Source organism: Variovorax sp. CAN15, from assembly GCF_030462475.1.
In the GTDB taxonomy this organism is placed as follows: domain Bacteria; phylum Pseudomonadota; class Gammaproteobacteria; order Burkholderiales; family Burkholderiaceae_C; genus Variovorax.
Window position 1 is genome coordinate 22371 of record NZ_JASMRZ010000001.1, and the last position, 19970, is coordinate 42340.

At 69.6% G+C, this 19970-nt stretch carries 12 protein-coding genes; 3 read left to right on the forward strand and 9 right to left on the reverse strand.

All coding sequences use genetic code 11. The features are described 5' to 3' along the window. Window positions 1-215: 215 nt before the first annotated feature. From QMO14_RS00085 to QMO14_RS00095, 3 genes are all read right to left on the reverse strand, one after another. On the reverse strand, window positions 216-5588 hold the full coding sequence (locus tag QMO14_RS00085; RefSeq protein WP_301503570.1) for a filamentous hemagglutinin N-terminal domain-containing protein: 5373 nt from the start codon (window positions 5586-5588) through the stop codon (window positions 216-218). A 258-nt stretch (window positions 5589-5846) separates the two neighbouring features. Beyond that, a complete protein-coding gene (locus QMO14_RS00090) occupies window positions 5847-7577 on the reverse strand; it encodes a ShlB/FhaC/HecB family hemolysin secretion/activation protein (protein ID WP_301503571.1) in 1731 nt (576 codons plus the stop codon). Window position 7578: 1 nt separating this feature from the next. Then, window positions 7579-9633: a CHAT domain-containing protein gene (locus tag QMO14_RS00095; protein ID WP_301503572.1), complete on the reverse strand. Its 2055-nt coding sequence runs from the start codon at window positions 9631-9633 to the stop codon at window positions 7579-7581. Window positions 9634-10053: 420 nt separating this feature from the next. Between QMO14_RS00095 and QMO14_RS00100 the strand changes: the two genes are divergently transcribed. Then, entirely contained in the window at window positions 10054-10395 is a 342-nt protein-coding gene (locus QMO14_RS00100) for a hypothetical protein (RefSeq protein WP_301503573.1), read from the forward strand. Window positions 10396-10620: 225 nt separating this feature from the next. Here QMO14_RS00100 and QMO14_RS00105 read toward each other — a convergent pair whose 3' ends face one another. Together QMO14_RS00105 and QMO14_RS00110 are read right to left on the reverse strand one after the other, a co-directional pair. Next, window positions 10621-12822: a catalase gene (locus tag QMO14_RS00105; RefSeq protein ID WP_301503574.1), complete on the reverse strand. Its 2202-nt coding sequence runs from the start codon at window positions 12820-12822 to the stop codon at window positions 10621-10623. A 59-nt stretch (window positions 12823-12881) separates the two neighbouring features. Next, window positions 12882-13031, reverse strand: a complete 150-nt coding sequence (locus tag QMO14_RS00110) for a hypothetical protein (RefSeq protein WP_019655668.1) — start codon at window positions 13029-13031, stop codon at window positions 12882-12884. Window positions 13032-13255: 224 nt separating this feature from the next. Here QMO14_RS00110 and QMO14_RS00115 point away from each other — a divergent pair, with 224 nt between their 5' ends. Beyond that, window positions 13256-14074, forward strand: coding sequence for a transglutaminase family protein (locus QMO14_RS00115; RefSeq protein ID WP_301503575.1), 819 nt, complete (start codon window positions 13256-13258; stop codon window positions 14072-14074). A gap of 131 nt (window positions 14075-14205) precedes the next feature. Here the strand turns inward: QMO14_RS00115 and ligD are convergent, their stop codons facing one another. From ligD to QMO14_RS00130, 3 genes are all read right to left on the reverse strand, one after another. After that, the gene (gene ligD / locus QMO14_RS00120) at window positions 14206-16776 is read right to left on the reverse strand and encodes a DNA ligase D (RefSeq protein WP_301503576.1); all 2571 of its coding nucleotides are present in this window, start codon (window positions 16774-16776) and stop codon (window positions 14206-14208) included. Window positions 16777-16800: 24 nt separating this feature from the next. Next, window positions 16801-17766 carry a Ku protein gene (locus QMO14_RS00125; protein ID WP_301503577.1) on the reverse strand — a complete coding sequence of 322 codons (966 nt, stop codon included), beginning with the start codon at window positions 17764-17766 and terminating at the stop codon, window positions 16801-16803. A gap of 75 nt (window positions 17767-17841) precedes the next feature. Further along, window positions 17842-18843, reverse strand: coding sequence for a succinylglutamate desuccinylase/aspartoacylase family protein (locus tag QMO14_RS00130; RefSeq protein ID WP_301503578.1), 1002 nt, complete (start codon window positions 18841-18843; stop codon window positions 17842-17844). Between the two features lie 171 nt (window positions 18844-19014). Here QMO14_RS00130 and QMO14_RS00135 point away from each other — a divergent pair, with 171 nt between their 5' ends. Continuing rightward, the gene (locus QMO14_RS00135) at window positions 19015-19251 is read left to right on the forward strand and encodes a hypothetical protein (RefSeq protein ID WP_301503579.1); all 237 of its coding nucleotides are present in this window, start codon (window positions 19015-19017) and stop codon (window positions 19249-19251) included. On the opposite strand, the gene rpe is transcribed toward QMO14_RS00135, so the two are convergent. Then, on the reverse strand, window positions 19241-19936 hold the full coding sequence (gene rpe / locus QMO14_RS00140; RefSeq protein ID WP_301503580.1) for a ribulose-phosphate 3-epimerase: 696 nt from the start codon (window positions 19934-19936) through the stop codon (window positions 19241-19243). The two genes, QMO14_RS00135 and rpe, sit on opposite strands and share 11 nt — an antisense overlap. Window positions 19937-19970: the final 34 nt, after the last annotated feature.

Below are 19970 nucleotides of genomic sequence, written 5' to 3' on the forward strand. Positions count from 1 at the left end.
GGACATGGAACTCCCTGGACAGACAGTCTCTCGTGCCGAGGACGAAGACTTTGTTGGGTCGGGATTCTGTGTGTCCAGGCACCCACGCCGATGACGTCGCGCGAGCTGGCCGCGCCTTGCGTGAACTACTGCGCGATCATTCTTGCGTGCATGACGAGGCCTTGCTCGTCGCGCAACGGTTCGTTAACGCCGCTTCGAAAGAGCGTTTACACGCCTCAGAAATCGGCGCAGCCGTTGCGCTTCTCGGTGTCGACGCAGCTCGAGAGGTTGGGCCGCGAGCGCACGCGCGACCATTCGCGCGCCAGCACGTCGCCGCCCTGCGACGCGCGGTCGCCGTCGAGCGGGCCGGTGGCGAAGCAGATCGGCGGCGGGCCGATGTTGCGGTCGTACACCCAGGTCGCGGGCAGGTCGCGCAGCGCGTCGGGGCGCGGCAGGTCGGGCACGCCGGCGACGAGGAGGTTGCCCGGCACCACGTTGACCCTGTAGCCCTCGGCCGAAGTGAAGGTGCCGTTGATCGGGTAGAGGCCCGGCAGGCTCCCCAGCAGTGCGGGCGAGAACAAGGCGCCGGAGAAGCCCGCGCCCGTGTCGCCGAGGATCAGCCCCGTGACGAGGTAGCTGAACAGCGGGTTCGGAAAACCGAAAGGCCGGGTCGCGTTGCCGATAAGCACCGTGGCCACCGGCTGCTGCGCATAGATGAAGTGGTTGGCGCCCGCCGGGATGCTCACCGCGCACAGACCCGAGTACGCGCAGTGGTACAGGTTGGGATACAGCCCCGATCCCGCGAGCCCGCCGCGCGTCTCGCCCACCCAGGTGTCTGCCCACACGCGCCAGGGCGCGCCGGCGATGGTGTAGCCGCCGGTGTTCTGGAAGCGCGAAGCCGCCACGAGGTCTGTGCCGTTGGTGCTGCTCACGTTGGTGCCCAGCAGCAGGTCGCCGCTGAGCGTGCGCACGAACACGGTGTCGGCCGCCATCGAGCTGGCCGACACGATCTGCGGCGCATTGCCCGCCGCGTCGTAGCCGGTGACGCTGACCGAGCCGAGCTTGACGGTGTCGACGTCCACATAGCGGAAGGCACCGGCCGCGCCGCCGCCCAGGGTGTCGGCGCTGACGTTGTTCGCCGCCTGGTCGAGCAGCACGCTGCCGCCGGTGGAGCGCGCCAGCAGCGTGCCCGCGGTGATCGGCGCGGCCGCGGTCTGCGTGATGTCGCCGGCCGAGACCAGCCCCAGCGTCGATGCCGTGAGCGCGCCGCCGAGCTGGATGCCGCCGCCACCGCCGGTGTTCTGCAGCGCCAGCGCGCCGGGCACGGTGAGCGGGCCCACCACGGCGATGTTGCCGGCGTGCGCGTTGCTGCCGGCCACGATGGTGGGCGCGTCGAAGCGCGAGAACTCGTCGGCCGATACGGCAAAGCCGTTGGCCGCGGTGCCGCCCAGCGTGATGGGATTGGCGGTGCGGTCGACCGCGTTGCCGGCGGTGTCGACGCCGCCGGGGCGCAGGTTGAGCACATTGCCGGCGCGCACGGTGCCGGTCAGCACCACCGCGTCGGAGGCGCCGTTGTTGCTGGCGCGCAGCACCACGTTGTTGTTTCCGCTCACGCGCGCGCCGGCAGCGACCGTCAGGCCGGTGCCGTTGGCCTGGGATTCGCCCGCGATGTCGATGCTGCCCGCCCCCAGGGTGGTAACGAGCGTCGTGCCCCCCACCAGCACGCCGCCCGAGGGGGCATCCAGTGGTCCCGGCGTCACCAGCCCCCGGATGCCGATGTTGCCGTCGACGCTGCGAATCACCGTCGCGCCGGTGATGTCCACGCTTTGCACCGAAAGCGGCGACAGGCTGTAGTTGTAGCTGGCACCGATGCCGGTGATGGAGATGTCACCGCTGGTGGTGAGTATCTGGCTCGGTGCCGTGCCGTTCTGTATGCGCACGCCGTCGCCGTGCTGGCCGATGCCCGAGATCGACACGTCACCGGTGCTGCTCTGAATGGTGACGCCCGTGAGGTCGACCGTGGGCACCGTGTTGAAGATCGTGGGCGGCAGGCTTCGCGTGCCGCTGAGTTGCACGAAGCCACCAGGTCCGCCATCGCCTGCCGCGGTGCGCGTGTCGATGCTGGTGCCGTTGAGCGAAATCGCCGATCCGGAACTCGCGCCGGCATCGGCGTTCATGGTGACGTTGCCGCCGTTGGTGGCGATGCCGCCGTTGAAGCTGATCGCCCCGCCCTGCCCGCCCACGTCGGCGTTGAAGACGACGTCGAGCGCACCGCCGGTCGACTGGATGGAATTGCTGTTGCCGGAGCCGTTGATGTTGTGCGCCGCATCGAGCTGGAAGGTCACCGGCGCTCCGCCGGTCGTGCGCTGGATGGCCGCGAGCGTGTCGAAGCCGATGTTGCCGTCCGTCGCCAGTCCACCCGTGCCGGTGGTGATCGTCACGCTGGTTCCCTTGTCGAGGGCCGCGTTGATGTCGCCGTCCTGCACCGTGGAGTTCGCGAGCGGCACGAAGGGGTCGCCGGTCAGGCTGCCGCTGGCGGTTCCGTGGGCGATGGTGACGTTGTAGGGGTCGATGGTCCAGGTGCCGGCCTGGCCCGCCGTGCCTGCCTGCGCCGATGCGTCCACGCGCAGCCCCGCCAGGGCGAAGTGCGGCGCCGACGTCTCGACGATGCCGCCGTTGCCTCCGTTCGCGCCGTGCGCCGAGATGCTGCCGTAGGCGCGCAGCGTGTCGCCCGAGATCACGTTGATGGTGCCGCCGCTGCCACCCGCCGGGCCGGCGCTGGCGTCGAGGCTGCTGTTGCTGCCCAGCGCGATGACGTTGGAGGCAGCGATGTCGATGCTGCCGCCTCCGGTGGCACCGCTGGCATCGAGACTGGCGGGCAGTAGCGTGCCGTCGAAGTTCTGCGCGCCCTCCACCAGCACGTTGCGTCCGGTCAGCGAGATGTGCCCTCCCTGGCCGGTGGCGCTGGCCACCGACAGCATCGCGCCGTCGGGCGCGGCGCCGAGGCCGGAGCCGAAGGTGTTCATGCGCAGCGAGATGTCGGTGCCCTGGGCGTCGAGCGCGATGGTGCCGCCCGCGGTGCGCAGCGGATTCGGCTGCGAGGTATCGGCGCTCACCGCTACGCCGTAGACCGGGATGCCGGTCGGCGTGGTGACGACCGCGCCGCCGCCGTCCAGCGCGGCGGTGAAGCCCGCGCTGCCGGCCTTGCCGACGATGTCGATGCGCCGTCCATCGCCCGCGCTCACGCTGCCCGACAACGCCACGCCGTTGCCGCCGCCGGCCGTGCGGCCATTGGCGGCGAAAGCCAGGTATTTGGTCAGGGCCTGCAGGTCCGCGCCCGTGCCCTCGATGCGCACGTCGCCGCCGGCGTCGATCGACGAACTGTCGATGTTCACTGCCGTGGTGGTGTCGATGGAGCCGGCCGGCAGCGTGTTGTCGGTCCAGTCCACGCCTCGTCCGGTGACCGTGACGTTGCCCGGTGTCGAGACCTTGGTGCCGTTGCCCAGGCGCACACCGTCGCCGCCGAGCGAGGCCAGTCCGTCGATGCTGACGCCACCGCTGCCGCCCTGCACGGCACTGTCCTGCAGCGACACGCCGCCGGTGCCCACGTAGACGAAGTTGGTGTCGCTGTCCTGCGAGTCGACCCGCGTGCGTCCCTGCCCGCGCAGCGAGACCTGTCCACCTCCGGTGGTGGTGAGCGTGCTGTTGTTCAGCGAAATGCCGTCCTGCCACGAATCGTCACTGTGCGACACGGAGCCGCCGATGGCACGCCCGCTGGCGGCATCGCCCTGGCCGAAGAAACGGATGTTGCCGCCGTTGGCGTTGATGGTCGCGCCGCTCAGGTTGATCGACGCGCCGTAGTCGAGCTCGAAGCTCGGGTTGCCGCCGCCGACGTTGACCTGCGCGGCGTTCTTGGCCACCAGTCCGGTCGCGTCGGCGTTGAAGTCGACGTTGAGCGCACCCACGCGCGCATCGATGGCCGAGTCGCTGTTCATCGCAATGCCGCCGGCCGAGTCGACGCGCAGCGTGGCGCCGCCGCCCTCGTTCTTCACCACCTGCGCGCCATTGCCGAAGGTGACGCCGGCACTGTCGCCGGTGCGGCTGCTCGACAGCGTGACGTCGGTGCCCCGGCCGAGCGTGGCGCCCACGGCGCTCGCGCTCACGTCGCTGAAGGACAGTGAGGGATAGGCGCCGTCGTAGGCCGGCATGTCGGCATCCGCGTCCACGGTGAGGTTGTTGCCGGTCGATACCGTCCATTTCCCGTTGGCCCCGCCCTGCGCACCGCCGCCCGCGTCCACGCGCGCCGGGTTGATGCGCACGAAGTCGCCGCTCGTGCTGATGCTGCCCCCTGCCGCGCTGCCGGCGCCCCGGGCGGCGAGTTCGCCGAAGACCTGCACGTGCGATTCGCGCTCGGGCAGCGGGTTGGCGGCGTCTCCCGCGAAGGCCGCGCCGGTGGCCGTGCCCACGCTGATCGTGCCGCCCGCACCGGAGCCGGTGCCGTCGGCGCGCAGCACCGCGTTGGGCGACAGCGCGACGTCGTAGCCCTGCACCGTGACCGAGCCGCCGCCGGCCTGACCGCTGGCGTCGGCCACGCCCTGGGTGCCATCGGCCAGCCCCTGCACCGTCACCTTGCCGCCCAGCACGCGGATGTCGCCACCGCGTTCGCCCGTGGCCGCACCGGTGGCGTCGAGCGTGCCGCCGGTGAGCTGCACCTCGTTGTCCTCGCCGCCGCCGAGGAATATCTCGCCGTTGCGCGTGCCCACGCTGCGCGCGCGCACCGTGCCGCGCTGGTTCACCACGAGCTCGCCGACCGTGGCCGAGCGGCCCATGAGCGCCACGCGCCCACCGTCGGCCTGCAGCGTTCCGCTGTTGCTGACGTTGGCATGGGTGGCCATGGCATCGGTCGCGATCACGATGTTGGTCAGGCCGTCGCCCGCGAGGTCGAGCGTGATCTTGCGGCCCGAAGCCAGCGCGACGGTGCCGCCGTTGGCCGTGATGCGGCCGCTGTCGGGGTCGTCGCTGCCGATGCGGGCATTGGCCACAGTGGCGCCCATCAGCACCACCGGACCGCCCCCCGTCGCGGTGATGCGCCCGTTGTTGATCACCGAGGCGGTACTGGCATCCGCGCGCTCGAAGCTGAAGTGCGTGGTGGACGGATTGAGAAAATCGGCGTCGCTGGTCGTCATGGCCAGCGTGGACGCGATGAGCCCACCCACGTTCACCGTGGAGCCCTGGCTGAACAGCACGCCGCTGGGATTGACCAGCACGATGCGCCCATTGGCGTTGAGCTGTCCCGCGATGGTGGAGAGCTCGTTGCCCGTCACGCGGTTGAGCAGCACGCTGGAGGCGCCCGGCTGCACGACGTTCACGACGCCCCCCGGGCCGATGGAGAAGCTCGTCCAATTGACGATGCCCCGCGCCAAGCCCTGGTTGATGGTCATCACGTTCGCGGCCTGCGACATCGTGACGTTGCCGGCCAGCGGCGTGAAGCCCGTGGGCAGCACCTGCGCCATGGCGGGCGCCGCGCCCGCGCAGATCAGCGAAAGCGCGAGGGGCCGCAGTTGCGGGCTCCGCAAATGCGCGCGCGAAGATGGATTGCGTTGCTTCATTTCAGTGTCCCATCACGCTGTCGCGTGACCCGCGATGCTTGAAACCGGCAAAGTCGATTCGCGGGACACCGCGGAACCGGCTCTGCCGGGCCGCAGGGGTCGCCCCCGGAGAGGGGGTTGGCGAAGCGACACGAAGTGCGCGCAGCCTGGGGGAGAACCTGGTCTCCGCGGAACCGGCTCTGCCGGGCCGCAGGGGTCGCCCCCGGAGAGGGGGTTGGCGAAGCGACACGAAGTGCGCGAAGCCTGGGGAGTGCCATTTCAGAACGCCTTGATGAGCTGCACGAAGAGGCGCGGATTGCGCCCGCCGCCGTCCGTCTGCGCCGGCGGCGTGCCGGCGCGCCAGGCCAGCGTGGCATTGATCGAGAAATTTCCCGGGCGCGACCAGCTCAGGCCCACGCCGTAGCCGCGCAGGCTGTGGCTGTTGACGCCGTCGTACGGCGTCGGGTTGCGCACGATCTTTCCGTGCGCGGCGTCGTAGAACAGGAAGGGCGTGAGCTCCTCGTTGAGCGACCAGCGCCATTCGACGGTGCCGATCACGCCCTGGTCCACCAGCAGTTCGCCCGAGGGGTAGGCGCGCACCGCGCGCGCGCCGCCGAGCGAGAGCTTCTCCGACGCGTCGAGGTTCTTGCTGGCCCACTGCCCGCCGATCGACAGGTACAGCGAATGGCGCGGCACGATGGCCTGCAGGCGCGAGAACTGGAAGCTCAGCTTGGTGAAGCCGCCCTCGGTGTTGTGGCCGGTGACGCCGCGGTCGAAGTCGCGGCTCTCGGGGTCGCGGATCGACAGGTTGCCGTGGTACAGCGTGCCGGAGCTGGCCCAGTAGCCGCCGCCGAGCAGCTCGTCGCGGCGCTCCCAGGTCCAGCCCAGGCTCAGGCCGTTGACGCGTTTCTTCGAACTGAAGTCGGCCGCGCGCAGCTCGTCGGTGAGGTCCTTCACGTCCACGCCCAGGCGCAGGAACAGGTTCTGCTGGCGCTGGCGGATCACCGGGTAGCTCAGCGAGAAGTCGAGCACGTTGGCCCGGCCGCGCGCGTCGAGGTCGGCGAACTGGCCACCCAGCTCGTAGCTCACGCGCGAGAGGCCCACGCCCGCGCGCAGCCCGCTGGTGCCGATGGGCGCCTCGTAGGCGATGCGGCCGAACTGCAGCGCGTTGCTGTTGGACACCATCAGCCGCATGTCGAGGTTGTCGCCGATGCCGAAGGGGCTGAGCCAGCGCGCGGTGCCGCCCACGCGGTAGCGGCCCGATTCCTTCGTGCCATGGTTGTCGCCCTCGGCCGTGAATGCCCAGCGCGGCGCGGCGGTCACTTCGACCGAGAGATCGGTGGTGCCTGGCTGCATGCCTTCCTGCAGGCCCGAAGACACCTTGATGCCCGGCTGGTCCGAAAGCAGCAGCATCGCGCGCTCGTAGTCCGGCGCGCTCACCGCCGCGCCGGGCTGCAGCGGCGCGAGGAAGCCGCGCACGCGCGATTCGGCGATCGGCGCATCGGGCGCGACCGTCACGTCGACCTTGCCCAGGCGCCCTTCGATCACGCTGATCTCGACGATGCCGTCGCGCACCGTCTGCACCGGCACCACAGCCTGCGCGAGAAAGTAGCCGCGCTCCTTGTAGCGCGCGGTGATGGCCTTGGCGAGTTCTTCCAGATCGCCGAGCGTGACCTCGCGGCCGATGTAGGGGCTGGTGATGGCCTGCAGCTCCTCGTTGCTCAGCGCCTTCACGCCATTCAGGCGCAGGTCGTTGAGCCTGAAGCTCGCGCCGGTGGCGCCGCCCGTGTTGCGCGGCGGCGCGGGCAGGCTCTGCGGGGCGACGGCACCCGTGGGTGCCTGCGCGATGGGGCGGTCGCAGCTGCCGCAGGGGTCCTTGGTCGGCAGCAGCTGGGTGGCGTAGCCGTCCGCTTCGGCGGCATGCGTGCGCTGGGCCGCAACGAGCAAGGTCGCGCTGACCAGGGCCGTGACCGCGAAGGCGATCGGCGTGGGGCGTTGGCAGGTTTTCATGTCAGTTGCCCACCGTGAGACGCCAGTTGCCGATCAGGTTGAACGGCGCCCAGAAGAAGGGATGGGACATCTTTGGATCCTTCAGCACCGCGAGCTGCCCGGCCTGCATGGCCTTCTGGATGTCGCGGCCCTTCGACAGCTCGCCGTAGAGCGTGCTCATGAGCACGGCGGTGGCATCGTCCGACACCGGCCACAGCGATGCGATCAGGCTGGAGCTGCCGGCCGACAGGAACGAGCGCGTGAAGCCCAGCACCTCGTCGCCCTGCGCGATGCGCCCGAGGCCCGACTCGCAGGCCGAGAGCGTGACCAGCGCGGTGCCGTCCATCGGCAGCCCGAGGATCTCGTGCGCCTCCAGGAAGTTCTGCTTGCCGCCCTCGTTGGCCAGCAGGATGCGCGAGTACAGCGGATCGACCGCATCGGCCTCGGCGTGCGCCGCCACGTGCATCAGCGGCGATCTCGCGGCCACCTCGCGGAACTGGGTCTTGGTGGCGGCCGCGCCCATGTAGACCGCGTTGCGCGGGAAGAGCCGCGCGAGCTGCTTCACCTCGGTCTCGGCGCCGGGCAGGTCGTACTTGTCCTCGATGCGCGGATTGCCGAAGGCGGTGAGCGATGCGTTCACGCGCGGCGTGCGCTGCGCGAGCTGCACCGCGATGCTCATCGAGGGCGCCACGGCGACCGGATGCGTCTCGATGATGTAGCGCCCGTCCAGCCGCAGCGCCTGGAACGGCAGGTAGTGCAGCGGCCCGTGCGGCACCACGATGAGCCGCTGACCCGGCGCGAGCCCCAGCGGCCCGAGCAGCGCGGCGCCCAGCTTGTCGGCGTTGGTGATGGCGGCGCGCCGGCCGCGCACGATGGAATTGCGGAAAGTTTCGACCAGCTCGTTGAGGTCGTCGCGCTTCACCGCCACCGTCTTCTCCACGATGCTGTCGGGGCTCACCACCCACACCACGAGGCGGTCGGGCAGCGAATGGAACTGCACCACGCGCTCGTCCGCTGCCAGCATGCGCTGCAGCGTGGCGAGATCGACCGTGCTGGTGGCCTGCTCGTTGACCTTCGCGCGGCCGCGCACCGCGTCGAGCAGTGCGCGCGCGCGGCTGTGCTCGCTCACCTCGAAGGCCTGGCGCGCGTCGCCCGCGTCGCTGTAGATGGACACGCCGCGCTCGAACACCGTCTGCAGGTCCGAGAACAGGCCCATCTTGAATTCCTCGCTGCGGAACCGGGCGCGCACCTTGTCCACGTCGCCCAGCGCGCGGCCCACGGCCTCGGCCGCCGCCTGCTTCTGGCCCAGCGCGAGCTCGCTGCGCGCCACGCCGTCCCAGGCCCAGAGGCGGTAGTACTCGGTGTCGGCGCCCACCTGGCGCGCGGTGAGCGCGCGATACGCATCGCGCGCCTCGGCGGGCTTGTTCTCGGCCAGCAGCAGCCGGGCGCGGGTGCGGTCGAGCTGCGCGGTGAGCGGTGCGTCCTTCGGTGGCCCCATGGTTCCGAGCACCTCGCGCGCCCGCGCCGGATCGCCAGATTCGATCAGCGCATTGACCAGCGATGCCTGCACCAGCGGCGCATAGCGCTGCGAGCTGTTGGCCAGCGCCTCGTCATAGCTGAGCACCGCACCGGCATAGTCGCCGCGGCGCGATCGCACGTCGCCGATCACCTTCTGCACCGGGCCGACCACCAGCTTGGGATCGCGCGCCGGGTGCCTGAGCGCCTCGCGGGCAAACTCCTCGGCCTTCTCCAGCTGGCCCGAGTAGCTGTAGACGATGGCCAGGTCGCGGTTGGCCATGGCCATCAGGTTCGGATCGTTGGTGGCGTTGGCCAGGTGCAGCGCCTTGCTCGCGGCGCGCACGCTCTGGCGGAACTCGCCGGCTTCGGCCAGCGCCACGGCCTGGCTGCAGTATTGGTAGCCGGAGAGCTTGACCGAGTCCTGCCCGTAGAGCACCGCGCCTTCGCTGGTCAGCGCCAGCAGGGTGTCGGTGTCGTCCAGGCGGGCCTGCTCCATCCTGCTGGCGGCGGCCTCGGCGCTCGTCGCCGGCTGCGCCGAGGCCATGAGGCCATGGCCCATCAGAAGAATGCCGGCCAGACCGAGCGCACCTGCGATGCCAGCACGACGACGTGCAGGGCGCCCCCTTCCCCATCTCGAAAACCACGCCATTGGACCCCCGCGTCTGGCCCTTGGGGTCCGCCGTGGCGGACCATCGACGTCGCGGGAGTGCGCGCCGTTCAGGCCTCGGAGAGAAAGTCTAGGAGCGGCCTCCCAGCGCGCCTATTCGCAATACGGTCTAGGGCTAAAGAACTAACAGGCGGTCGAAGGACCAGCCGTGCGCATTCGGTCACGGCAGCCCGCAAAGCCTGCGGGGGCCGCCTCGGCGCGGACACATCGACTTACATAATGCACGCCACAGAGCCCGCGCGTGAACAGCGGGCCGCATCAGGGAGTTCCATGTCAAACCATCGTCGGGCGCTTGAACGAACGCGCCCGCGCATGCGCATGAAGCGGCGCGTCGAAATCTCGACCCCGCTGGGCGATGCGCTGAAGTTCCACCGCCAGTCCGGACGCGAAGCGCTCGGCCAGGTCCATGCTTTCGAGCTTGAGCTGCTGGACGCGAGCAACCCCATCGACGCCCGCGCACTGCCCGGAAAGAGCGCCGCTGCCTCGATGCGGACGCAGACGGGGCGGCGATACCTCGGCGGCATCGCCCTGGCGCTGGCGCCCGGCAGCCGGCGCTACTTCGAGAAGGGCGAACTCATGCCGGTCATCGAAGGCAGCACGTTCGCAGATACCTATTGGCAGCGCGCTCAAGGTCCGGATGCCTCCAACCGATAGCCCCACAAGCGCCAACACTCCGCGCCGCAGATCGAGCCTGTGCCTGGCGGGATGCGGCCAGGCCGCGGAATGCGGGCCGCTCGGCTGGTGGCCGTGCTGCTCGAAGTCGTGCCTGAAGGAATGGAGGAGCCGGCCGCCGGCGATGCCTTCCGAGCGGATCGAATGGCCGCCGCGGCAACAGGCCGCAGGCAGCGGCTAGCCGGCGACGACGAGGCCGATCGCCGCTCAGGCCGGCACGGCGTCGACGTTCGGACGGTCCCAGTGCCGGTGCTTCGCGATGGCGGCGGCGAAGCGCTGTGCGATCCCGGAGGCGGCCGTGCTGTCGCCCAGGTTGGTGACCGGGGTTTCTGCCACCACCACGCCGGCAGGCGCGTCCTGGGGCGCAGTGTGCTCGTCGATGCCAAGCGTGGAGAGCAGCAGCACCCCCTCGCCCACCGTGCAGATCGCCTTGCAGTGCTTGAAGGCCTCCAGCACGAAGTGCACCGCGTCGCCCATGCCCGCGAGCGCCGCTGCGCCGTCCGCACCGGCGGGCACCAGCACCGCGTCGAACATCACCGAGGGCATGTTGGCGAAGGTCGCATCCACCTCGATCTGGCGCCTGGACGCGCTGGCGACGGTACCCAGGCGCGGGCCCACCACCTTGCATTGCGCGCCCGCATGCTCGAGCGCGTCGCGGATCGGCTTGAGCGAAGCCGAGTCGACGCCGTCGGCCACAAGGATCGCGATCTTTCGCGTGCGGATGGAGCCGTCCCCGGTGTCGGCCATGCTCAGCGCGGGCGACTCGTCGATGGGCAGCGACATGCGGTGGTCGCGGAAGCCCGCCCGCCCCGCCGCCGCCTTGGCATCGGGCTCGCCGATGCCCAGCGGCTCGGCCACGCGGCGCGCGAGCTTCTCGTCCACGTGCGCGAGGTTGTCGACCATGCGCTGGCGGATGGCCGGCACCTCGAGCTTGGAGAGCTCGAAGCGGAAGGCCGCGACGATGTGCTCCTTCTCGGCCGCGCTCTGACTCTCGAAGAACAGGCGCGCCTGCGTGAAGTGGTCGTCGAAGGAGGCGCTGCGCCGCCGCACCTTGGGCGGGTCGATCTCCTCGGGGAAGGACTGGAAGCCGTGGCTGCCGCCGTCCACGCGGAACTCGGTGCCGCTGCCCAGCGTGTTGGGTTCATAGGCGACCTGGCCGCGCGCGATGGTCTGGCGGTGCATGCCGTCGCGCTGGAAGTTGTGGAAGGGGCACACGGCCTTGTTGATCGGCAGCTCGTGGAAGTTGGCGCCGCCCAGGCGGGATATCTGCGTGTCGGTGTACGAGAACAGGCGCCCCTGCAGCAGCGGGTCGTTGGTGAAGTCGATGCCGGGCACCACGTGGCCCGGGTGGAAGGCCACCTGCTCGGTCTCGGCGAAGAAGTTGTCGGGGTTGCGGTTGAGCACCAGCCGGCCGATCTTCTGCACGGGCACCATCTCTTCGGGAATGAGCTTGGTGGGGTCGAGCAGGTCGAAGCCCAGCGAGTGTTCCTTGTCCTGCGGAATCATCTGCACGCCGAGTTCCCATTCGGGGAAGTCGCCGTTGTCGATGGCTTCCCACAGGTCGCGGCGGTGGAAGTCGGGGTCCTTGCCGGCGATCTTCTGCGCCTCGTCCCAAGCGAGGCCGTGGATGCCGAGCTTGGGCTTCCAGTGGAACTTCACGAAGTGGCTCTCGCCGCGGCTGTTGACGAAGCGGAAGGTGTGGACGCCGAAGCCTTCCATCATGCGCAGGCTGCGCGGAATGGCGCGGTCGCTCATGGCCCACATCAGCATGTGGGTGGTCTCGGGCATCAGCGAGGCGAAGTCCCAGAAGGTGTCGTGCGCGCTGGCGGCCTGCGGCATCTCGTGGTGCGGCTCGGGCTTGACGGCGTGGATGAGGTCGGGGAACTTGATCGCGTCCTGGATGAAGAACACCGGGATGTTGTTGCCCACCAGGTCGTAGTTGCCCTCGCGGGTATAGAACTTGACGGCGAAGCCGCGCACGTCGCGCACGGTGTCGGCCGAGCCGCGCGAGCCGGCCACGGTGGAGAAGCGCACGAACACCGGCGTCTTCGCGTCCGGGTCCTGCAGGAAGTCGGCGCAGGTGAACTGCGACATCGACTTGTAGACCTGGAAGAAGCCGTGCGCGGCCGAACCGCGCGCATGCACGGCGCGCTCGGGAATGCGCTCGTGGTCGAAGTGCGTGATCTTCTCGCGCAGGATGAAGTCTTCGAGCAGCGTGGGCCCGCGCACGCCCGCCTTCAGCGAGTTGTGGTTGTCCGGCAGCTGCAGGCCCTGGTTGGTGGTGAGGGTCGTGGGGTGCTCGACGGTGAAGCCTTCGAGCTGCTGCTGCTTGGGGTTCGCGGCATCGCTGGCGCCGGCCTTCGCGGAGCTGGCGCGGCGGCCCGCGGCGGCCTTGTTCTGGGGTGACATCGTGGACTTGCCCGGTTCTTTCATCGCTGATGGTTCGTGGAAGCAAGACGGCCCGCTTTTCAGCCCGCCTCGCCGTTGTCAAGGAACATGTCGAGCACGTTGACCAATGCGATCAGGCAGATGCAGCCTGCGACCGCGGCCACGCCCCACACGAGAATCTCGTCGCCCCAAGTGCTGGTGAACGAATCGAAAAGTGTCGAAAACTCCATGATTTCCCTCCGGATTTCGCCCCTCTGGCGGCTAACGCACTTGCAAGAGACCAAAGGTTATGGTTCGGGCGGTGCGCGTCCCGTAGTGGCGCCACTTCCACCGCTGTGGGAGAAAACGTGGGGGCTCGGTAGGAGTGCGCCGACAGCGCCTGGCGCGCGCCTACGAAGCTTCGCGAGTCCTGCCCGTGCGAACCAGGCGCGCGACAACGTAGCATGGAGCGACCATGTTGATCAGAATCGGCTTTGACATCGAACTGGAGGTAGCGGCCCCCACGGCGCTGATCCACATGCTGCAGGTGCACCCCGCGCGCGCCAGCGATCTGCAAGGCGGCGAGAACCTCTTTCTCAGCCCCGCACTGCCCACCGACCACTATCTCGACGGCTTCGGCAATCGGTGCGCCCGCGTGCGCATCCCGGCTGGCGTGGGCAGCGCCCGCCTGCGCAACCATGCACTGATCTACGACACCGGCCAGCCCGACCCGGCTGACTTCGGCGCCCGCGAGCACACGGCCGCCGACCTGCCGGTGGCGACGCTGCCCTTCGTGCTTCCCAGCCGCTACTGCGAGGTCGACAGCGAACTGCTGGCCTTTGCCTGGGACAGCTTCGCGCACGCGGCACCGGGCTGGCCGCGCGCGCAGGCGATCTGCGATTTCGTGCACCGGCACCTGCGCTTCGACTACGCAAGCGCGCGACCCACCCGTACCGCGCTCGAGGGCTTTCGCGAAGGCACGGGCGTTTGTCGCGACTTCGCGCACCTGGCAATCACGCTGTGCCGCGCCATGAACATTCCGGCGCGCTACGTGACGGGCTATCTGGGGGACATCGGCGTGCCGCCCGTTCCCTATCCGATGGATTTCAGCGCGTGGTTCGAGGTGTACCTGGGCGACCGCTGGCACACCTTCGACGCACGGCACAACACGCCGCGCATCGGCCGCGTGGTGATCGCGCGCGGACGCGACGCGGCGGACGTGCCGATCACGATGGTGTTCGGCGCGAACACGCTGAAGCGCTTCGAGGTGACCACGGAAGAAGTGCTGCAGTAGGCGTTGCCTTGCGCCCTCCCCTTCCGGGGGAAGGTTGGGATGGGGCAGGCCTTCGATTGGGCGCCACGGTGTTTCGAACGCCATCGTGCCCCCAACCCTTGCCCTCCCTCGCAAGGGGAGGGAGAAATACCTCACTTGCTGCCGTAGCCGAGCAGCTTCATCGCGGCGGTGAGCCCCTTGCGGCTGCGCTCCATTGCGGCCCACGGCTTGTTGCCCGTCGCGAAGCGTCCGGCCACGTTGCCGACGTTCCATTGGTCCGCGGCCGTCAGCATGGGCAGCTCTTCCCATGCGAGCGGCACCGACACGCCGAGCCCGGGCCGGGAGCGCGCCGACCACGCGCTCACCGTGGTCGCGCCGAAGCCGTTGCGCAGGTAGTCGACGAAGATCTTGCCCACGCGGTTGCGCGGCCCGCTCTTGGCGACGAAGCGCGCCGGAATGGTCTGCGCGAGGTGCGCCACCACGGCCTGCGAGAAGCCCTTGACGGTGTCCCAGTCGTACTGCCGGCGCACCGGCACCAGCACGTGCAGGCCCTTGCCGCCGCTGGTCTTCAGGAAGGACGGCAGGCCCAGCTCGTCGAGCAGCGTGCGCACCAGCATCGCGGCCTCCTGCACCTGCGGCCATCCGACGCCTTCGCCGGGGTCGAGGTCGAAGGTCATGCGGTCGGGCCTGCCGATGTCGTCGGAGGTCGCGTTCCAGGTGTGCAGCTCGATGACGTTCATCTGCGCGGCGCCGAGCAGCCCCTCCTTGGTGTCGATCTGCAGCAGCGGCTCGTGGCCAGGATCGAGCGCGGGGTCGAGCTGGTTCACGCCGGGAATCTCGCGGGCCTGCAGATGCTTCTGGAAGAACAGCTCTCCGCCCACGCCCTCTGGCGCGCGCACCAGCGACACCGGCCGGCCGCGCAGGTGCGGCAGCATGAGCTTCGCCACGCTGTCGTAGTAGGCGGCGAGCTCGCCCTTGGTGATGCCGCTGTGCTTGTCGATCACGCGCTCGGCGTGGGTGATTTTCCGGGACATGGGCTTGCTCTTTCCTTCGCTGCGGCTTTTCGCGGGCGATGACCTGGTCGCCTCGGCCTCGATCCCGCGCACCCGTTGCGGCCGCTCGCGCCGTATCTCGCGCGCCGGCTTGTCGCTGCGCAGGCCCTGGAAGACGGCCTGGCGCACGCGGTGCTCGCGCGTCCATTCGCCGAAGGCGATCTCGGCCACCAGCGACGGCTCGACCCACTGTGCCTTCACGCCGCGCGGCGCGGGTTCGAAGGGGCAGCCGTCGACGGCCAGCCTGTCGAGCTTCGCCTTGATGTCGGCCAGGCGGTTGGCATCGAAGCCGGTGCCCACGTTGCCGCAGTAGCGCAGCCCCCCGCTCGCCTCGTCATGCACGCCCAGCAGCAGCGAGCCGAATCCGGCGCGCGTGCCCTTGGGCGCGGTGTAGCCGCCGATCACGAACTCCTGCCGCTGCTGGTTCTTGAGCTTGATCCAGTCGGGCGAGCGGCGCGACACGTAGGGCGAGCCCTTGCGCTTGGCGACGATGCCCTCGAAGCCGATGCGCGCGGAAGACGCGAGCAGGTCACGCGGCGAGGCGTCGAAGGCATCGCTCAGGCGCAGCGGCGCGGGCGGCTTGCGGCCGAGCAGCGCGGCCAGCCTTGCGCGGCGCTCCTCGACAGGAAGATCGCGCAGGTCTTCGCCATCGATGAAGGGCGCGTCGAAGAGCCAGTAGACGATGGACGAAGTGGCGCCGCGGTCGAAGGCGTTCTGCAGCGCCTGAAAGTCGGGTGCGCCATCGGGGCCGTCGACGGTGATCTCGCCATCGAGCCAGGCCGAGTGGGTGGGCAGCCTGGAAAGCGTCTCGACGAGCTTGGGCAGCTTCGCGCTCCAGTCGTGGCCGTTGCGGGTGAAGCAGCGGACCTTGCCCTTGCCGTCGATGCGCGCGAGCAGGCGGTAGCCGTCGAACTTGAGTTCGTAGAGCCATTCGCCGGGCGATGAAGGCGGGGAGGACGCGAGGGTGGCGAGCTGGGGTTCCAGGGTGGTGGGCAGCGCGGCTTTCTTCTTCTTGGGTTCCGCCTGCTTCGCCGCCGCGCTGCCTCCTGTCTTCGCCTTGGCTTTCTTCTTCCTCGGCGCCTGCCCCACCTCGTCCACGCCCAGGCCGGTGATCACGCTCGCGGGCTCCTCCACCACCACGTCATAGTCATCGAGCGCGCGTGCCTCGCCATCGCGCTCCTTGATGAGCAGCCAGGGCTCGTGCGATTCGTCGCCCTTGCCGTGCATGCGCACCAGCGTCCAGTGACCGTGCAGCTTCTCGCCGCGCAGCTCGAACTTGAGCTTGCCGGCCGCCAGCGCCTTGCGCGCGTCGCCGTCTGGCAGCCAGTCGCCGCGGTCCCAGACGATGACGGTGCCCGCGCCGTACTGCTTGGGCGGAATGGTGCCCTCGAAGTCGGCATACGAGATCGGGTGGTCCTCGACGTGCACCGCCATGCGCTTCACGCCGGGGTCCAGGCACGGCCCCTTGGGCACGGCCCAGCTCTTGAGCGTGCCGTCGAGCTCCAGCCTGAAGTCGTAGTGCAGATGGCTCGCGTGGTGCTTCTGGATGACGAAGCCCAACGTGCCCCTGCCGCGCCGGCCGCCGGACTTCGGCTCCGGCGTGCGGGAGAAATCGCGCTTGCCGTGGTAGCGCGCGAGTGCCTTGCGTGAGGTGGATGCGGTGCTTCCCATGATGGCGTGCGGCACTCCAAGGGCTCAGGCGGCGCGCCGCTGGCGGGCCGGCGCCTTGCGCGCGGCGCTGCGCTTCTTCGCCGCGGGGCGCCTGGGTCGCCTGGGTGGGGGCTCTTCCTCCTCTTCGGCATCCTCGTCCCTGGCCTTGGCTCCGCCACCGCCCTTGCGCAGGCTGCGCTTGAGCAGTTCGGTCAGGTCGATGACCTTGGCGCCGCGGCCTTCGGTGGCCTGTTCGCCTTCCTCCGGCTCAGGCTGCGTCACGGTCTCGGTCTGGCCGGCCTTCACCTTCCTGTCGACCAGCCGCAGGATCTCGTCCTTGAACTCGTCCCTGTATTCGTCGGGGTCCCAGTCGGCGCTCATGTCCTCGACCAGTTCCTTCGCCATCTCGAGTTCGCGCGGGCGCAGGCCGGCCTTCTTCGCATCCTCGGAGGGCAGCGGCAGGTCGGTCCAGGGACGGATGTCGGCGCCCCAGCGCAGCAGGTTCAGCACGAGACCGGGGCCCACGGGCACCAGTGCGGCCAGATGCTGCCTGGTCTGGATCACGACGCGGGCCACGCCCACGCGTGCGCTGCGCTGCAGGGTCTCGCGCAACAGCGCATACACCTTGGCGCCCCGGTTGATGGGCGCCACGTAGTAGGGCCGCTCCAGGTACACGAAGGGAATGCCGTTGGCCGGCACGAAGCTCTCGATCTCGATGGTCTGCGTGGTCTTCGGGTAGGCGGCGGCGATCTCCTTGTCGCTGAGCACCACGTACTCGCCGCTCTCGTACTCGACGCCCTTCACGATCTGCTCGCGCGCGATCTCCTTGCCGGTCTTCTTGTTGATGCGCTTGTAGCCGACGGGGTCCATGGTGCGCTTGTCGAGCCAGTCGAAGTCGATGCCGTGGTCGGTGGTGGCCGAATACAGCGCAACCGGAATGTGGACGAGGCCGAAACTGATGGCGCCCTTCCACAGGACGCGCGGCGCAGGGGCTTTTTTCGAGACAGGCATGGACACACTCCTTCAGGCTCGGAATGTGCGCCGCCCGCGTGCGCGGGCGGTGTAGGAGCGCGGCCCCAGCCGCCGTCAGGCCGCGCCGGCCACCGGCCCCAGCCGGCGCTCGCTGGGGCGCGCGAAGTAGAACCACTCGGCGCCGGGCAGCGCGAGTGCGTTGGGGAACACGATGAAGCCGTCTTCCGGCGCGCTGACCAGCGTGCCGTCGTGGCGCATGCCGATGGGTTCGCCGCGCGCCACTTCGTCGAAGGTGGCCCAGTCGCGCACGAAGCTGTCGTCCTCGTGCAGGCGATCGGTGACGCTGGCCAGCCGCAGCAGCCTGGGCGGCTGCGCCGGGCCTGCCGACAGCCCCTGCGGCAGCGCGGCCATGCCCAGCAGCGCCAGGGTGCGGCGGATGGCGCGCCACGCCACCTCGGGCGCCTGCGGATCGAGATGCTGGCCGCATTCGAGCGTCACGCCGTAGCCGCCGCGGCTGCGGATGTATTCGTTGGTGCCCCGGCCGAAGTCGAGTTCGGCCTCGCTGGCCGGTGCGCCGCCCACGCGCTGCGCGAGGCCGGCCGCGTAGATGTCGAGCCAGCCTTCCACCACGATGGGCGTGCCGATGTGCAGCGCGAGCTGGCCTTCCTCGAACGAACGGGCGAAGGGCTCCAGCGTGCCGGTGTTGTCGCGCGGGCCGATCATGGCGAAGGCCTCACCCTCGCTCTGGAAGGAATGCAGGTCCAGCAGCACCTCGTGGCGCGCGATGAGCGGGGCCAGCACGTTGGTCACGCGGGCTTCGTAGTCGGCGGGGGGCTCGGTGGGGCGAAAGAGGCGGTTGAGGTTGCGCTCGCCCTCGCGCTGCAGGCGCCTGCGCGCGAGCGGATTGGCCACCGGCACCATGGTCAGCTCGCCGCGCAGCAGCCGCAGCGAGCCGGCCTCGAATTCGGCAAGCACGCGCTCGATGCCCAGGGTGCCGGAGATTTCGTCGCCGTGAACGCCGCCCATCACGAGCAACCGGGGACCGGGGTTCAGCGAGGCGAAGGCGTGGATGCGCAGGCTGTCGGTGGCCACGCCGGCGAAAGGATCGGAAGACATCCGGGGATTATTGCGGAGCCCCTTGCCGGCAGGCAAAAGCGCTATTCGTTCGATAGCATCGCCGGGCGGCTTCGATCTGCCGAGGAGCCGCCTACAGGGGCTGCATTGCCTGTCCTACCGGGCCCGCTGCAGACGCGGCGCAGGCTGGGTTCCCGTCAAAGGAGTCCACGCATGAACAGCAGCAAGAAAAGCCCCGGCAAGACCAAGGTTGCGCAGGACGGGGAACCGAAACCGCGCCTGCCGCACGAGCACGACCAGTCGTCCGACAGCCAGCAGACCCGGGACGGCCATCCGCCCGAGGTGGGCCGCCAGGCTCATGAAGACGTGGAGCGCGGCCTGGTGGATACCGACCGGGCGCTCGAAGCCGACAGCGTCGAGCGCGCGGGAAAGGGAAAGATCAGGCGCTGACGACGCCCGCGAGCTGCTTGCGCATCTCGGAGATGACGGCCCCATAGTCCTTGGCGTTGAAGATCGCGCTGCCGGCCACGAAGGTGTCGGCGCCGGCGGAGGCCACGCGCGCGATGTTGTCGGCCTTGATGCCGCCGTCCACTTCCAGGCGGATGTCGCGCCCGCTCTGCTCGATGCGCTTGCGGGCCTGTTCGATCTTGCGCAGGGCCGAGTCGATGAAGCTCTGGCCGCCGAAGCCGGGGTTGACGCTCATGATCAGGATGAGGTCGATGTCGTCGATGGCCCAGTCCAGCGCCTCCAGGCCCAGCCCGGGGTTGAACACCAGCCCGGCCTTGCAGCCGGCCGCCTTGATGGCCTGGATGCTGCGGTGCGTGTGGGGCGAGGCGTCGGGGTGGAAGCTGATGTAGTCGGCGCCCGCTTGCGCGAAAGAGGCCGCCAGCGCGTCGACCGGCTGGATCATGAGGTGCACGTCGATGGGCACCGGGGTGCCGTCGGCGGTCCTGGCGTAGGGCTTGAGCGCCTGGCAGATCATCGGGCCGAAGGTCAGGTTCGGCACGTAGTGGTTGTCCATCACGTCGAAATGGATCCAGTCGGCGCCGGCCGCGATCACGTCGGTCAGTTCTTTGCCGAGGTGCGCGAAGTCGGCGGACAGGATGGATGGCGCGATGCGGAATGGGGTGCTCATGACCCCTGATTCTCGCAGCCGGCGCAAGCCCGAC